At 45.5% G+C, this 14163-nt stretch carries 14 protein-coding genes; 2 read left to right on the top strand and 12 right to left on the bottom strand.

Features of this window, described 5'->3' with window-relative positions:
- Positions 1-38: 38 nt before the first annotated feature.
- The 6 genes from rimO to ICN13_RS04010 all read right to left on the bottom strand — a co-directional run bounded on the left by rimO (position 39) and on the right by ICN13_RS04010 (position 6401).
- Positions 39-1397, bottom strand: a complete 1359-nt coding sequence (gene rimO, locus ICN13_RS04035; RefSeq protein ID WP_216139071.1) for a 30S ribosomal protein S12 methylthiotransferase RimO — start codon at positions 1395-1397, stop codon at positions 39-41.
- A 2-nt stretch (positions 1398-1399) separates the two neighbouring features.
- Entirely contained in the window at positions 1400-1960 is a 561-nt protein-coding gene (gene phaR, locus ICN13_RS04030; protein WP_216139070.1) for a polyhydroxyalkanoate synthesis repressor PhaR, read from the bottom strand.
- A gap of 118 nt (positions 1961-2078) precedes the next feature.
- Positions 2079-2819 (bottom strand): 3-ketoacyl-ACP reductase, encoded by a 741-nt coding sequence (locus tag ICN13_RS04025; protein ID WP_216139069.1) that lies wholly within the window; start codon positions 2817-2819, stop codon positions 2079-2081.
- A gap of 41 nt (positions 2820-2860) precedes the next feature.
- On the bottom strand, positions 2861-4492 hold the full coding sequence (gene phaC, locus ICN13_RS04020; RefSeq protein WP_216139068.1) for a class I poly(R)-hydroxyalkanoic acid synthase: 1632 nt from the start codon (positions 4490-4492) through the stop codon (positions 2861-2863).
- A 110-nt stretch (positions 4493-4602) separates the two neighbouring features.
- Positions 4603-5364, bottom strand: coding sequence for a peptidoglycan editing factor PgeF (pgeF, locus tag ICN13_RS04015; protein WP_216139067.1), 762 nt, complete (start codon positions 5362-5364; stop codon positions 4603-4605).
- Positions 5361-6401 carry an RluA family pseudouridine synthase gene (locus tag ICN13_RS04010; protein WP_216139066.1) on the bottom strand — a complete coding sequence of 347 codons (1041 nt, stop codon included), beginning with the start codon at positions 6399-6401 and terminating at the stop codon, positions 5361-5363. Before ICN13_RS04010 ends, pgeF begins: the two co-directional genes overlap by 4 nt.
- A gap of 71 nt (positions 6402-6472) precedes the next feature.
- Between ICN13_RS04010 and ICN13_RS04005 the strand changes: the two genes are divergently transcribed.
- Entirely contained in the window at positions 6473-7309 is an 837-nt protein-coding gene (locus ICN13_RS04005; RefSeq protein WP_370622946.1) for an outer membrane protein assembly factor BamD, read from the top strand.
- 82 nt (positions 7310-7391) lie between these two features.
- On the opposite strand, the gene alr is transcribed toward ICN13_RS04005, so the two are convergent.
- Positions 7392-8483, bottom strand: a complete 1092-nt coding sequence (alr, locus tag ICN13_RS04000; protein WP_216139291.1) for an alanine racemase — start codon at positions 8481-8483, stop codon at positions 7392-7394.
- Positions 8484-8556: 73 nt separating this feature from the next.
- On the opposite strand from alr, the gene lplT reads away from it, so the two are divergent.
- The gene (lplT, locus tag ICN13_RS03995) at positions 8557-9876 is read left to right on the top strand and encodes a lysophospholipid transporter LplT (protein WP_216139064.1); all 1320 of its coding nucleotides are present in this window, start codon (positions 8557-8559) and stop codon (positions 9874-9876) included.
- Here lplT and ICN13_RS03990 read toward each other — a convergent pair.
- From ICN13_RS03990 to accC, 5 genes are read right to left on the bottom strand one after another with little or no spacing between them, the layout of a single operon-like run.
- Complete coding sequence (locus tag ICN13_RS03990; protein ID WP_216139063.1) at positions 9873-10370, bottom strand: DNA polymerase III subunit psi; 498 nt, start codon at positions 10368-10370, stop codon at positions 9873-9875. The two genes, lplT and ICN13_RS03990, sit on opposite strands and share 4 nt — an antisense overlap.
- The gene (gene rimI, locus ICN13_RS03985; RefSeq protein WP_216139062.1) at positions 10367-10882 is read right to left on the bottom strand and encodes a ribosomal protein S18-alanine N-acetyltransferase; all 516 of its coding nucleotides are present in this window, start codon (positions 10880-10882) and stop codon (positions 10367-10369) included. Before rimI ends, ICN13_RS03990 begins: the two co-directional genes overlap by 4 nt.
- Entirely contained in the window at positions 10882-11610 is a 729-nt protein-coding gene (gene tsaB, locus ICN13_RS03980; protein ID WP_255534028.1) for a tRNA (adenosine(37)-N6)-threonylcarbamoyltransferase complex dimerization subunit type 1 TsaB, read from the bottom strand. Before tsaB ends, rimI begins: the two co-directional genes overlap by 1 nt.
- Before the next feature lie 33 nt (positions 11611-11643).
- Entirely contained in the window at positions 11644-12111 is a 468-nt protein-coding gene (locus tag ICN13_RS03975) for a VOC family protein (RefSeq protein ID WP_216139289.1), read from the bottom strand.
- Between the two features lie 8 nt (positions 12112-12119).
- Positions 12120-14144, bottom strand: a complete 2025-nt coding sequence (accC, locus tag ICN13_RS03970) for an acetyl-CoA carboxylase biotin carboxylase subunit (RefSeq protein ID WP_216139061.1) — start codon at positions 14142-14144, stop codon at positions 12120-12122.
- Positions 14145-14163: the final 19 nt, after the last annotated feature.

Below are 14163 nucleotides of genomic sequence, written 5' to 3'. Positions count from 1 at the left end.
CTTAATTAATGATACGACCTTCATTTTTATTACATTCGTCAAGTTTCGGCTATTAGGTCATGCCCTTGGGAGCTAATGACCGTTGCACGGATGATTTCACCAACCCGATAGCGTTTTGATGGCTTGCTGGGTGGCAAAACCCTCACCAGACCATCAATTTCAGGGGCATCGCCAATGGTTCTGCCAATTCCACCAGAATCATCAACTCGATCAATCAACACCTGAACTCTTTTACCCACTTTTTTACCAAGGCGCTGAATCGAAATTTTCTCTGCTTTGGCCATAAATCTTGCACGACGTCCTTCTCGGATTGCATCGGGCACTGGATTTTCCAATTGATTTGCAGTTGCGCCATCAACGGGCGAATACGCAAAACAACCTGCGCGATCAATTTGCGCCTCATCCAAGAAATTCAGGAGGTATTCAAACTCTTCCTCGGTTTCACCTGGAAATCCTGCGATGAAAGTACTGCGAATAACTAAATCAGGACAAGCTGCACGCCATGCTTGAATGCGCTCTAAATTCTTTTCCCCGCTAGCGGGTCGCTTCATTCTCTTCAATACATCGGGATGAGCATGCTGCAATGGAATATCAAGGTAAGGCAAGACACCGTAGCCATGCTCAGAAAACTCCGCCATCAAAGGCAAGATGTCGTCCACATGGGGATAAGGATAGACATAATGCAGCCTTACCCATGCCTGATGTTCGCGAGCAATTTGATTTAAAGCGTTTACCAAATCAAACATTCGCGTTTTTACTGGCTTGCCATCCCAAAATCCGGTTCGATATTGAATATCGACACCGTAGGCACTGGTATCTTGGGAAACAACTAGCAACTCTTTTACACCAGATTCAAATAAGCGCTTGGCTTCTAGCAATACCTCACCAATTGGCCTTGAAACCAAGTCACCGCGCATACTCGGAATGATGCAAAAAGTGCAACGATGGTTGCAGCCCTCAGATATCTTTAAATAAACATAATGTTTGGGGGTAAGTTTTACACCGGCTGGCGGAACTAAGTCTGTAAATGGATCATGGGGCTTTGGCAAGTGCAAATGAATTGCCTGCATTACCTCATTGGTAGCATGTGGCCCTGTCACTGCAAGGACCTTAGGGTGAATGCTCTGAATAAGATCGCTGCCGTCAGCGTTCTTTCTGGCACCAAGGCAACCAGTAACAATAACCTTGCCATTCTCAGCAAGCGCCTCGCCAATTGCAGAAAGACTCTCTTCAACCGCGGAATCTATAAATCCACAGGTATTAACAACAACGAGGTCTGCACCTGAATAATCTTTTGCGGTCTCATATCCTTCGGCGCTGAGTTGCGTGAGGATAAGTTCTGAGTCAACGAGTGCCTTAGGACAACCTAAGGAAACAAAGCCGATTTTTCCAGCCACAACTATTCTTTTTCAGATTTAGTAGGCTGTGGAGTAAATGGGAAATTGCCAAAGAGGTTTTGAGATCCCTGCAATTGTTCTTGCATTTTCACAAATAAGTCTTTGCTCTGCTCCATGTAATTACCCATTAAGCCTTGCATGAGTGGATTTTGGAGATTCATCATTTGTGACCAAGCCTCAGGTGTGCTACCGGCACCTAAGCCTTTAGTTTGATCGCCCAATTTATTATGAATATCTACAAAAGACTGCATGGTCTTTTCGAGATAATTTCCCATCAAACCTTGCATAGAATTTCCATAGAATCGAATGATTTGAGAAAGCATTTGTGAAGAAAACACCGGTGCGCCACCAGCTTCTTCTTCAAGAATAATTTGCAGCAAAATATTGCGAGTCAGATCTTCATCCGTCTTTGCATCGATGACTTTAAATACTTCATTCGCCATTACCAAACCCTTGATGTCAGACAAGGTGACATAAGTACTTGTTTGGGTGTCATAAAGACGGCGATTAGGATACTTCTTGATGAGTCGGTCTTCGCCAGCTCGTTTTGTACGGGTAACCATTTTTTTCCTTACTGAATACTGCAACGCAACATCAGCTTAGTTTATCTTCTCCTTGAAGTAAAGGTAAATAAGCCATGTTGCGTATTACTTAGTGTGCAGAAAATGCTGCACTGCAGTATTAACCAGTGTGAATGCCGCCGTTCAGAGAGAAGTCGGCACCAGTTGCATAGCCACCATCATCCGAAGCGATCCAGCAACAGATTGAAGCGATCTCTTCAGGAGTACCGAGACGCTTAACTGGGATGCCAGCAACAATCTTCTCAAGAACATCTTCGCGAATGGCTTTAACCATGTCAGTGCCGATGTAGCCAGGAGAAACCGTATTCACAGTAACACCCTTTGTAGCAACCTCTTGTGCCAAGGCCATGGTGAAGCCATGAAGACCAGCCTTTGCAGTCGAATAGTTACATTGACCAAACTGGCCTTTTTGACCATTTACAGAAGAAATATTGATCACACGGCCCCAGTTGTTTTCAACCATGCCATCAATCACTTGTTTAGTGACATTAAATAATGAATTGAGGTTGGTATCAATTACGGCCTTCCAAGCATCTGGCGTCATTTTGCGGAAAACACTGTCACGTGTAATACCAGCGTTGTTAACCAACACATCGACACGACCAACTTCAGTCTTAACCTTTTCAAAGGCAGCAACAGTACTGTCCCAATCAGATACATTGCCCTCGGAGGCGATGAAGTCATAGCCCAAAGCCTTTTGCTCGGCAATCCAACGATCTTTACGTGGAGAGTTAGGACCGCAACCAGCAATCACTTTAAATCCATCTTTTGCTAAACGTTGGCAAATGGCGGTACCAATACCACCCATGCCACCAGTTACATATGCGACTTTTTGAGACATTACTTTCCCCTTAAAAAAACCTGCGTTAATTGTTGCTGTTCTTAAGCAGCTTGAGCTGCCTTTTCTTTTACATACACCCCTGGTGCAGCTTCCATTTTTTTGTACTTGGCATTACCAAATGTATTGCTTGCTGGCTTTTTCTCACCAGCAAACTGCTCAAGCCACTTGGTATAGTTAGGCCACCAACTACCTGGAATCTGTTTTGCTCCTTCGAGCCACTCATCTGCAGTTGCTGCAATCTTGTTATTTTCAAAGTAATAACGCTTGTTTTTTGCCGGCGGATTGATCACACCAGCAATATGACCAGAGGCACCAAGAACAAAGCGATTTTTACCTTTGAGCAAGTGAGTTGATTCATAAGCAGATTGCCAAGGAACAATATGGTCTTCTTGAGAGGCATATAAATAAGCAGGACACTTGATCTTGCCTAAGTCAATTTTCTCACCACAAATCTTCAACTTGCCAGGCTTGACTAAGTCATTCTGCAAATAGGTATGGCGCAAATACCAGCAATACATATTGCCTGGTAAGTTGGTTGAGTCACCATTCCAATACAACAAATCAAATGGTGGCGGAGAATTACCTTTAAGGTAGTTTTCAACCACGTAGTTCCAAACCAAATCGTTAGGACGCAAGAAAGAAAAGGTATTGCCCAGATCCAAACCGGACATCATGCCGCACTTGCCATTCTTGCCGCCAATAGTGTTCTCGCGCAACTCCACCATACCCTCATCAATAAAGACGTCCAAAATACCGGTGTTGGTGAAATCCAATAAGGTGGTAAATAAGGTCAGGCTGGCAGCTGGATGTTCATCGCGTGCAGCCAATACAGCTAAAGCTGAAGTCGTTAGGGTACCGCCAACACAAAAGCCCAGGATATTAATCTGCTTGGTATTGCCAATTTCTTTCACAACATCAATCGCCTTAATCACGCCCTTACCTACGTAATCATCCCAACTGACTTCGGCCATAGAAGCATCTGGATTTTTCCAGGAAACGAGAAAAACTGTATGCCCCTGTGCAACCATATGACGCACCACCGAATTGTCAGGCTGCAAATCCAAAATGTAATATTTGTTGATGCATGGCGGCACCATCAGGTAAGGACGCTCAAAGACAGTTTCTGTAAGTGGTGTGTATTGAATTAATTCAAATAATTCACTACGAAATACAACATGGCCTTCTGTAGTAGCAATATTTTTACCAACCTCAAATGCGCTCTCATCGGTTTGAGAAACTTTGCCCTTTTTCATGTCGCCCAATAAATTCACGATTCCTTTTTGAATCGATTGGCCTTGGGTGCTGATGATATTTTCTAGAACCTCGGGATTGGTCGCAATAAAATTTGATGGCGAGAGCGCATCAATCATTTGCTCGGTGGTAAATAAAATCTTTTGTCTTGTCTTTTCATCTGTATCAACTGCTTTAGCCAGCGACATGAGATGTTTCGAGTTCAATAAATAAGTAGCAGCAATAACCTTGCTCCAGGATGAATGCCAAGCCTTACCTGCAAAGCGACGGTCTTTGACTTCAATCGCTTCAGGATTGGTGGCAATGTGAGCCAACTCAGCAAAATATTCTTTTTGAATTTCTGCCAAACGCTCTGGTGGAATCATTGCCATATGGTGCGGCGCCAAAGATGGGGTCGCACCGGTATTCATGCCTGCAAACATAGTGGTCTCTTCAATTAATTAGGATCATTCTCGATCTATAAGGCATATAAGGTTATACGCAATAACCCTAGCCATAGGGCTAAGCTAGTGTTTACCCGCAGAAAATTGGCCTACTGGGATATCCAGACCAAAGAAGCGAACCTTCCAGTGACTCCATCGCGACGATAGGAGAAAAATCGCCCCCCATCCTGTACGGTGCAAATCCCACCACCATATATAGAAGTCACGCCAACCGCATGAAGTCGATCGCAGGCCAGTTGAAAGATGTCAGCCAAATACTTTCCAGGCTTATTGGGGATAGGTAAAAAGCATTTCTGCACATCATGCAAGCCGGATTCTTGAAAGCGCTGTAATACATCATCACCCACTTCAAATGATTTTGGGCCAATTGCCGGCCCCATCCATGCAATCAAATCAGAAGCTGTCGACTGGTAGGAAAGCTCTAGCATTGCAGTGACCGTATTTTCTAATACGCCATCACATAAACCACGCCAGCCTGCATGTGCAGCACCCACCACTGAACCATCAGCATTGGAGAAAAGTACTGGCAAGCAATCAGCCGTCATGATTACCAGCACTTCATTAGGAATATTAGTCACTGCAGCATCAGCGTCAAATGGCTTTCTAGTGTGTTGCGCGCGACTCTTGGGTGTACTCACTTGTACGCTGTGCGTCTGTTTTAACCAAACGGGTTCTGAAGGTAAATGCTTGACAAGAATTTGGCGGTTGGCCATCACCGCAGCATGTTGATCTCCAACGTGATCGCCCAAATTCAGAGTGTCATATGGTGTAGCGCTGTTACCACCCACTCTAGTGGTGAGCAATGAACGAACTCTTGCAGGAGCGGGCCATTCAGGCTGAATAAAACTCATGATTGATGATCATTCTGAATGGATGCGAGCAAGGCCTCTTCCTTGGGCAAGACTGCATCACTCATGCCGATTTGTGGCAGCAAGTCCATTAGATCCGAAGGTGGGAGACGAAACCAAGTCATCCACTTTTGGGATAGTGGATGCTGCAGGCTTAGAGCATATGCATGCAGAGCTTGACGCTCAAAGGGCAAAGACTTTGCAGCTCCTGGTGTTTTCTTGCGGTAAACCGGGTCGCCTAACAGCGGAAAACCGAGCGATTCTAAGTGAACGCGGATTTGATGTGTACGCCCCGTCTCAAGACGACATTCGAGTAAGGCTAGTGGTGATTCAGCAAAGCTAGCTTTTGCCAAACGACGAAATACAGTGGCCGCGGGTTTGCCTTGCGGGCTGCCAGCAGCCATTCGAAGACGATCACGTTGATCTCTTCCAACCGAAGCTAAAACTTTGCCTTGACTTGGTGCATCACCCCACACCCAAGCCAAATATCGACGGCCTACAGTTCGCTCTTGTAACTGCCTTACGAGCGATGTTTGAGCTTGAGCAGTTCGCGCTACCACCATTAATCCAGAGGTATCCTTATCCAAACGATGCACAATCCCTGCCCTCGGCAATAACTTTAGCTCTGGATATCTGAATAAGAGACCATTTAATAAGGTGCCCGACCAATTTCCAGCAGCTGGATGCACAACCAGTCCTGGTTGCTTATTGATCACAATTAGAGAATCGTCCTCATAAACAACATCCAAGGCTATATCTTCGGGGCTAAAGGCGAACTGCTCAGGCATTTCTTGCGGAAAGACCTTAACACTCTCGCCACCACGAAGTAAATAGCGGGCTTTTGTGACCTTTCCATCGACCATGACCGCCCCCGCCTCGACCCAAGCCTTGAGTCGATTGCGGGAATAATCCGGCAAAGACCCCGCCAGCACCTTGTCGAGCCTCTCCCCAGCCATCTCTAAGGGAATTTCCAGGGAGATGAAATCCTCTTCATCGATATAATCAACAGGATTCGAATCAGGAGTTTGCGGCAATGCCACGCTTAAAGAGCCTTTCAGTTATGTCCGACGTAATATCAGACGCCAGTTTAAGGCCTACCGGGCACTCTGCCATGCAAAAAAAGCCTCCTTTTTTCAGCATCAGTTCTATAAACCTCCTTTTGCTGTTGTTAACTACGGCATTTCTGCTGAGCGCTTGTGCGGGTGCTGATGGTCAAAAGGACGATACCGATATTTGGTCTGAGACTAAGCTTTATTCCGAAGCAACGGATAAATTAAATGATGCCGACTTTGCTAAATGCGGAAAATACTTTGAGAAGCTGGAGGCACGCTTTCCATTCGGCCCTTATTCACAGCAAGCCCAAATTAATGCTGCCTATTGTTACTGGAAGGCTCAAGAACAAGCCCAAGCACTTGTTGCTATTGATCGATTCATCAAACTACATCAAGGCAGCCCTAACTTAGACTATGCCTACTACCTCAAAGGCCTGATTACCTTCAATGATGATTTGGGCTGGCTTGGAAAATTTACAGGTCAAGACCTCAGTGAGCGCGATCCTCAAGCGGCTAAGGATGCGTTTGAGTCTTTCAAAGTTGTTGCTGAGCGTTTCCCAAATAGTAAATATGCTCCTGATGCCTTGGATAGAATGCGCTATATCGTCAACTCTCTAGCTGAGGCAGATGTGATTGTGGCGCGCTATTACTATCAACGCGGTGCCTATTTAGCCTCGGCCAACCGTGCACAACTGGTCATCCGAGACTACGATCGTGCGCCGGCTGTTGAAGAAGCTCTTTATATTTTGTACAAGTCGTATGAGAATTTAGGCATGGTTCAATTAAGTAACGACACAGCCCGTGTATTTAAACTCAATTTTCCAGATAGTCCAATGCTAGAGACAGGACAGCGCGTTGCAAAAGAACGTCGATGGTGGCAGTTCTGGAATAAGTAAATAGCACTTCATGACGCAAACAAAAACCCCACTCAATTTGAATGGGGTTTTTTATTAACTCCTGTAAAGACTGATTACATAGTTACTTCACAATCAGTGGTACACGGGGTGCGACGGCGCAAAGGAGCTCATAACCAATCGTGTCGCCCATCTGCGCAACGTCGTCGACTGCAACCCGATCACCCCAAAGTTCTACAACACTCCCAATTTTGGCATTGGGTGCATTACGAAGATCAATACTGAGCATGTCCATAGATACTCGTCCAGCAATGGGGCAAATTACCCCTCCGTCTTTGCTTTCATCGTCAACCCAAACTGGTGTGCCATCTTTTGCGTGACGTGGGTAGCCATCCGCATAACCACAAGCTACTATGCCAATTCTCATTGCCTCTGGTGCTTCAAAGCGACCACCGTAACCAACGCGATCACCCTTTTGCAATTCTTGAATGTCAATAATTTCACTTTGCAGCTGCATGACCGCTCGCAAATGTGCATTCTTAATATCTGCGTAGATCCCTGTTGGCGATGCGCCGTAAAGCATGATTCCGGGTCTTACCCAATCGCCAAGGGAATTTCGATGCCACAAAATCGCAGCTGAATTTGCCAAAGATGTTGGTGCATCTAAGCCCTTAATCGTGTCATCAAACAATTCCGCTTGACTGCCAACAGAAGGCAAACGATCAACTTGATCAGCGTTTGCAAAATGGGTCATATGATGCATCTTGCAACCAATAGCATGTAAACGATGAAATACTGTTCTATAGGCATGAGGTTTAAAGCCTAGGCGATTCATGCCAGTATTCATTTTCAGAAAAATATTAAATGGCTTATGGGATGTATATTTTTCCAACCACTCCACTTGCGCCTCACAATGGACCACTAAGTCACAAGACAGCTCCTCAGCCAGAGCTAATTCATTTTCATGAAATAACCCTTCTAAAAGTAGGATTCGACCTTGCCAACCTTGCTCCCTCAAACGCACCGCATTTGGCATATTTAGCAGGGCAAAACCGTCTGTAGAGGCTAATCCTTTTAGGGCAGCCTCAAAAGTATGTCCGTAGGCCCTAGACTTAATGACAGCCCAAATTTTGGACTCTGGAGCAAGTTCTCGAACTCTGTTTAAATTGTGTTGAAAGGCCTCAGTGTGAATAGATGCCAAAATTGGCCTATTAATCAGGCCATTAGCTGAATCACCCATATTCACCCCTCCTTTCGTGTTTTAATTAATCAATGACTAGATTGTACGAATGAACCGTAGTTTTTACATCATTATGGCGGCGCAATTTTTTTCGTCGCTTGCTGATAACGCTCTGCTGATCGCAGCAATCGCCCTTTTGGCCCAGCTCCATGCTCCGGCCTGGATGACCCCTTTACTGAAATTATTCTTTGTATTGTCCTATGTGGTGCTTGCCGCCTTCGTGGGAGCCTTTGCTGACTCCCGCCCTAAGGGAAATGTGATGTTCATTACCAATACGATCAAGTTTGTCGGTTGTGTGATCATGCTTTTTGGTAGTCACCCATTATTGGCCTATGCAATCGTAGGCCTGGGTGCCGCAGCCTACTCTCCTGCAAAGTACGGAATTTTGACTGAACTTCTGCCGCCGGAAAAATTAGTAGCTGCCAATGGTTGGATCGAAGGTCTGACAGTGGGCTCGATTATTTTGGGCACCGTATTGGGTGGCGTCTTAATTAGCAGCACCGTATCCGAAAGTCTCTTGGCGTGGGATATGCCCAGCTTAGAAACCGGTATCGATACACCTGCAGAATCCGCCATCATGATCATCATGATGATTTACATTATCGCTGCAATTATCAATCTCAAGATTCCAGATACTGGGGCACGCTATGTTGCGCAAAAGGCAAACCCAATTGAACTCATCAAAGATTTTTCCGTTTGCTTTAAGACTTTATGGAATGATCGCTTAGGGCAAATCTCATTAGCAGTAACTACATTATTCTGGGGTGCTGGCGCTACTCTGCAATTTATTGTGATTAAGTGGGCGCAAGTAGCTCTGCATATGAATCTATCGCAAGGCGCCATCCTTCAAGCCATATCGGCTGTGGGTGTAGCCGGTGGTGCTGTCTGGGCTGCTAGTCGAGTACCACTCCGCAATTCTTTAAACGTGCTTCCTTACGGCGTCATCATGGGCTTGGTTGTTTGCGTCATGGCGGTCTACAACTCTGACATGCTACCCAACACAACGATTATGACAATTGGCAAAATGCAAGTTAGTCTAAATTTGCTGCCTGCCTATATCTTGCTCATTCTTGTTGGGTGGCTTGCAGGTTATTTTGTTGTGCCGATGAATGCACTACTCCAGCACCGGGGTCACGTTCTAATGTCTGCCGGTCACTCGATTGCAGTCCAAAACTTTAATGAAAATATTTCAGTATTAATGATGCTCGCAATGTATTCATTACTAATATGGTTTGATGTTCCGATCGCTTATGTCATTACCGGCTTTGGATTGGCTGTCAGCGGTCTCATGTGGCTTGTCATCAAGCGCCATGCCAGAAATCAAGCTGAGTATGACTCAATGCACCTGATCGGCGAACACAAACATTAAATATTTTGTAGTACTGACCGTGCCAGCAAGAGATCCTGCCAGAGAAAGACCTTATCTTTCGGTTTAGCAACTAGCTGAACCAAGTCAAAAGAAGCGATTACTGGAATTTCTTCATCAGACCCATTATTTAAAGCAAGTATGGTTTCGCGCAATTGGGGCAAGGCATCTTTCTCGCCAGTGATTTTTTGAGCGACGCCACTCCCGAAAGCAAATGCAACAACTGGTAATCCGCTATCTGGGGCATTCAGTTGCTTCAAATCATCACTAGCATTCTTCCAGGACCACTCTTGTGGACCAAGTCCTAAGGCCCGAATCACACCTTGAAACAGGACTTGCGCCTCACCCTGTGGCTGCGCACCAAAGAACCACCAATGCCCTTGGGAGGCTTTCTCAGCAACTGAAGGCGAAGCTTCAGGGCTAGAGTATGCCCCGTCTTTGGAAGACCATTCGGTAATGCCCATTTCTTTTAAAAAGGCGGAATGTGTATTGCTCATGGCTCTAGCTTAATCGATTTAGCCATTACCAGCGCATCCTCTCTCACTCCCAATTTGGGATCAGCTGGATAGTAGTTTTTGCGTATACCAATTTGCTCGTATCCAAGCTTTTGATACAAGCTTACTGCAGCGGCATTTGAGGGTCTGACCTCTAAAATAATTCTGGGAATACTTTGTTGTGCAGCAACACCCTCAATTGCCGCCATCATTCTGGAGCCTAAGCCGAGCTTACGCAGCTTCGGAGATACCGTAATGTTCAGTAAATGCAACTCATCAACAGCTGGAAATAAAATGCAATAGGCCCATAGGATCGCAGGATCTAAATAGGACCCTTTAATTGCTTGATCGAGCTGCGGACGAATGCAATAGGCCCAATGCCCCGCCGCTAATGAGTCTGAAAAATTTCCCCTGGTCCAAGGATGCAGATGCGAAACAGATTCAATTTCTAAAACAGCATTTAAATCTGCAGTCTGCATTGGCAAAAATGAGAGTTCAGCAGAGCCTTCGGACATTATTTAAATGCCTCCAGTCGCTCTTGTGTAGTGAGAGCTACCTTGTCGCGCACATAGAGCGGCTCAAGTGAGCGAACGTTAATTTGGCAACCTTCTTTCCATTGATTCTGAGCGCAATCCAAGATGCCAATAGCGGTCAAATGGATTGCTGCATCCAAAGCATTGATAGTCAGAGGTATTTTTGTATTGGCAAATAATCGATCGCCGAAGGCATTAATGGCGCTACCCGCTAAAAAATCAATGCCTTCGAGATCTAATTCTTCTGGTTTTGAGAGGTGAATATCGCCAATCCGTTTTGCTAAACCATGAATTTCTGTTGGAGAATCATATTTTGCCCAGTAAATCTCCTCCATACGAGCATCTATTGCAATGGAGAAGGTTTTAGGATTGGCTTGCTTAAAAGCATTTTCTTTAATGAGTTGTGCTGCTATGGCATCCAAACTAGATACCGGCAATACAGGCAAATCACAAGAAATAGCCAAGCCTTGTACTGCCGCTACGCCAAGCCTCACACCCGTAAATGCACCGGGACCAATGCCTACTGCAATCGCATCAAGATCGCTTAACTTCAGATTTGCTTGCTGCAAAAGACTCTCTACCCAGGGTAAAACTAGTTGGCTAGCGCCAGCCGATACCAACTCGTGTCGGAGTAATGGTATTTGGTCACCTAAGGATAAAGCCACCGAACACCAAGCTGTTGAGGTGTCGATGGCCAGTATGCGGGTCAATTCGAACTCTTTTGATTTGCTTGAAAAGCCAAATTATGAACCTAATCCTGCAATCACCTCAGGAGGAGCTTGAACCAGCTCAATCAAGACACCTTCACCGCTGATGGGAAACTCATCATTACCCTTTGGGTGCACAAAAGTGATGTCATAGCCAGCCGCTCCTTTGCGTATGCCACCAGGAGCAAAGCGCAGACCGTTGGCAGAAAGCCATTCAACCGCCTTAGGTAAGTCATCCACCCATAAGCCAATATGATTTAAAGGGGTCTGATGAACTGCAGGCTTCTTTTCAATATCAAAGGGTTGCATTAGATCTACTTCAATCTCATGGACCCCTTTGCCAATTGCGCAAATATCTTCATCCACGTTTTCACGTTCAGAGACAAAGGTGCTTTTATATTCAAAGCCCAGCATATCAACCCACAACTTCTTGAGGCGATCTTTGTTTTCACCACCAATGGCAATTTGTTGAATGCCCAAAATTTTAAATGGTTTAGGCGACATCATGCCCCCTATTCAAAACGAATGATAAGTTGATCAACTGCCAAGCTATCACCTTCTTTGGCACATATCTCCGCTACAACACCATCCTGCATTGCTGAGATCGTATTTTCCATTTTCATGGCTTCGATAGATGCGAGTTTTTGACCGGCCGTTACTACATCACCAGCTTTAACAGCAATCCTTGTTAAAAGACCAGGCATCGGTGACATCACCAACTTAGAGGTATCAGGCGGAAGCTTCACAGGCATACGGCGTTGCAACTCTGCACCTAATGGACTGAGCACCATACATTCATAATGGGCGCCATCGAGAACCAGCACATAGCGCACGCCACGGCGCTCTACTTGTGCGGTGATTTTATGAGTGCCATTAATGGTTGCATTCAGGCAAATTTGTCCTGGACGCCAATCGCTCACAATGTCGTAACGACTTACGTCATCGGCCTCATCGATGTATACGGAATAGATTCCATCCTTCAACTCAACGCGGATGGGCACTTCTACTGGATCGTTCATAGATCCGGATTTAATACCGGTAACCACTACAAACTTTTTCGCAATAATCATTTCATGGCCAGCTAACTGACCATCGATCATCTTGATATGCTCTAGGTAGCGATAACGCATGAACGCAGCTAATGCAGCTAGGCGCTTGGGATCTGTAGGCTGAACAGAATATTTTTTGAAGCCTTCTGGATACTCTTCGGCAATAAACCCCGTTGTGAAATCGCCATTAACAAATCGTGGGTGCTGCAAGAGGGCTGCTTGGAATGGAATATTCGAATGAATGCCACGAATCACAAAATCATTCAAGGCTGAGCGCATTTTCTCAATCGCTTCTGCACGATCCTTGCCATGAACAATCAACTTAGCAATCATCGAGTCGTAGTACATGGGGATCTCACCACCCTCATACACGCCAGTATCTACACGTACACCATTGATCGATTCAGGTGGTCTGTATTTAACTAAACGCCCAGTTGAGGGTAAGAAATTACGAAATGGGTCGTCCGCATTGATACGGCATTCCATTGACCAACCATCCAACTTCACATCTACTTGTTTAAATGCGAGCTTTTCACCGGCGGCTACACGAATCATCTGCTCAACCAGATCAAGACCGGTAATAGATTCCGTTACGGGATGTTCAACTTGTAATCGGGTGTTCATCTCCAGAAAATAGAAAGACTTATCTTTACCAACTACAAACTCAACAGTACCCGCAGATTGATAGTTCACCGCTCTAGCCAAAGCAACTGCTTGCTCACCCATTGCTTTGCGGGTGACGGGGTCAATAAACGGAGATGGCGCCTCTTCGATCACCTTCTGATGACGACGTTGAATCGAGCAATCGCGCTCATTGAGATACACCACATTGCCATGTGAATCGCCTAATACCTGAATTTCAATATGACGTGGACCTTCAACAAACTTCTCAATAAAGATACGATCATCACCAAAGCTATTCATTGCCTCAGTTTTACAAGCAGCAAAACCTTCGGCTGCCTCTTTATCATTAAATGCAACGCGTAGACCTTTGCCGCCGCCGCCAGCAGATGCCTTGATCATGACTGGGTAGCCTATGCCTTGGGCGATCTTCACCGCTTCATCAGTTGTGGCAATTGCCTCGTTATGACCGGGGATCGTATTAACCTTTGCTTCCAGCGCTAGCTTTTTTGAAGCAATCTTGTCACCCATGGCAGCAATAGATTGGTATTTAGGGCCAATAAAGACAATGCCTTCTTCTTCGCAGCGTTTAGCGAACTGTTCATTCTCAGATAAAAAACCATATCCCGGATGAACTGCTTCAGCCCCGGTATCTTTACAGGCCTGGATAATGCGATCCATCACGAGGTAGGACTCACGCGAAGGTGCCGGTCCTATGCACACAGCCTCATCAGCCAATTGCACGTGACGCGCCTCTTTATCAGCCTCTGAATAGACGGCAACAGTCTTGATGCCCATCTTCTTAGCGGTACTCATTACACGGCAAGCAATCTCACCGCGGTTAGCAATCAAAATTTTCTTGAACATTTTCGTAGTCATTATGTAT

This window comes from Polynucleobacter sp. MWH-Berg-3C6, from assembly GCF_018881855.1.
Taxonomy (GTDB): domain Bacteria; phylum Pseudomonadota; class Gammaproteobacteria; order Burkholderiales; family Burkholderiaceae; genus Polynucleobacter.
This window is presented reverse-complemented; position numbering and strand designations above follow the sequence as displayed.

Excerpts from the sequence above, each read along its gene's own strand:
- lplT (WP_216139064.1), top strand. The coding sequence starts at position 8,557 with ATGAACCGTAGTTTTTACATCATTATGGCGGCGCAATTTTTTTCGTCG.
- ICN13_RS04005 (WP_370622946.1), top strand. The coding sequence starts at position 6,473 with ATGCAAAAAAAGCCTCCTTTTTTCAGCATCAGTTCTATAAACCTCCTT.
- phaR (WP_216139070.1), bottom strand. The coding sequence starts at position 1,960 with ATGGTTACCCGTACAAAACGAGCTGGCGAAGACCGACTCATCAAGAAG.
- ICN13_RS04025 (WP_216139069.1), bottom strand. The coding sequence starts at position 2,819 with ATGTCTCAAAAAGTCGCATATGTAACTGGTGGCATGGGTGGTATTGGT.
- phaC (WP_216139068.1), bottom strand. The coding sequence starts at position 4,492 with ATGTTTGCAGGCATGAATACCGGTGCGACCCCATCTTTGGCGCCGCAC.
- rimI (WP_216139062.1), bottom strand. The coding sequence starts at position 10,882 with ATGTCCGAAGGCTCTGCTGAACTCTCATTTTTGCCAATGCAGACTGCA.
- ICN13_RS03990 (WP_216139063.1), bottom strand. The coding sequence starts at position 10,370 with ATGAGCAATACACATTCCGCCTTTTTAAAAGAAATGGGCATTACCGAA.
- ICN13_RS03975 (WP_216139289.1), bottom strand. The coding sequence starts at position 12,111 with ATGTCGCCTAAACCATTTAAAATTTTGGGCATTCAACAAATTGCCATT.
- accC (WP_216139061.1), bottom strand. The coding sequence starts at position 14,144 with ATGTTCAAGAAAATTTTGATTGCTAACCGCGGTGAGATTGCTTGCCGT.
- pgeF (WP_216139067.1), bottom strand. The coding sequence starts at position 5,364 with ATGAGTTTTATTCAGCCTGAATGGCCCGCTCCTGCAAGAGTTCGTTCA.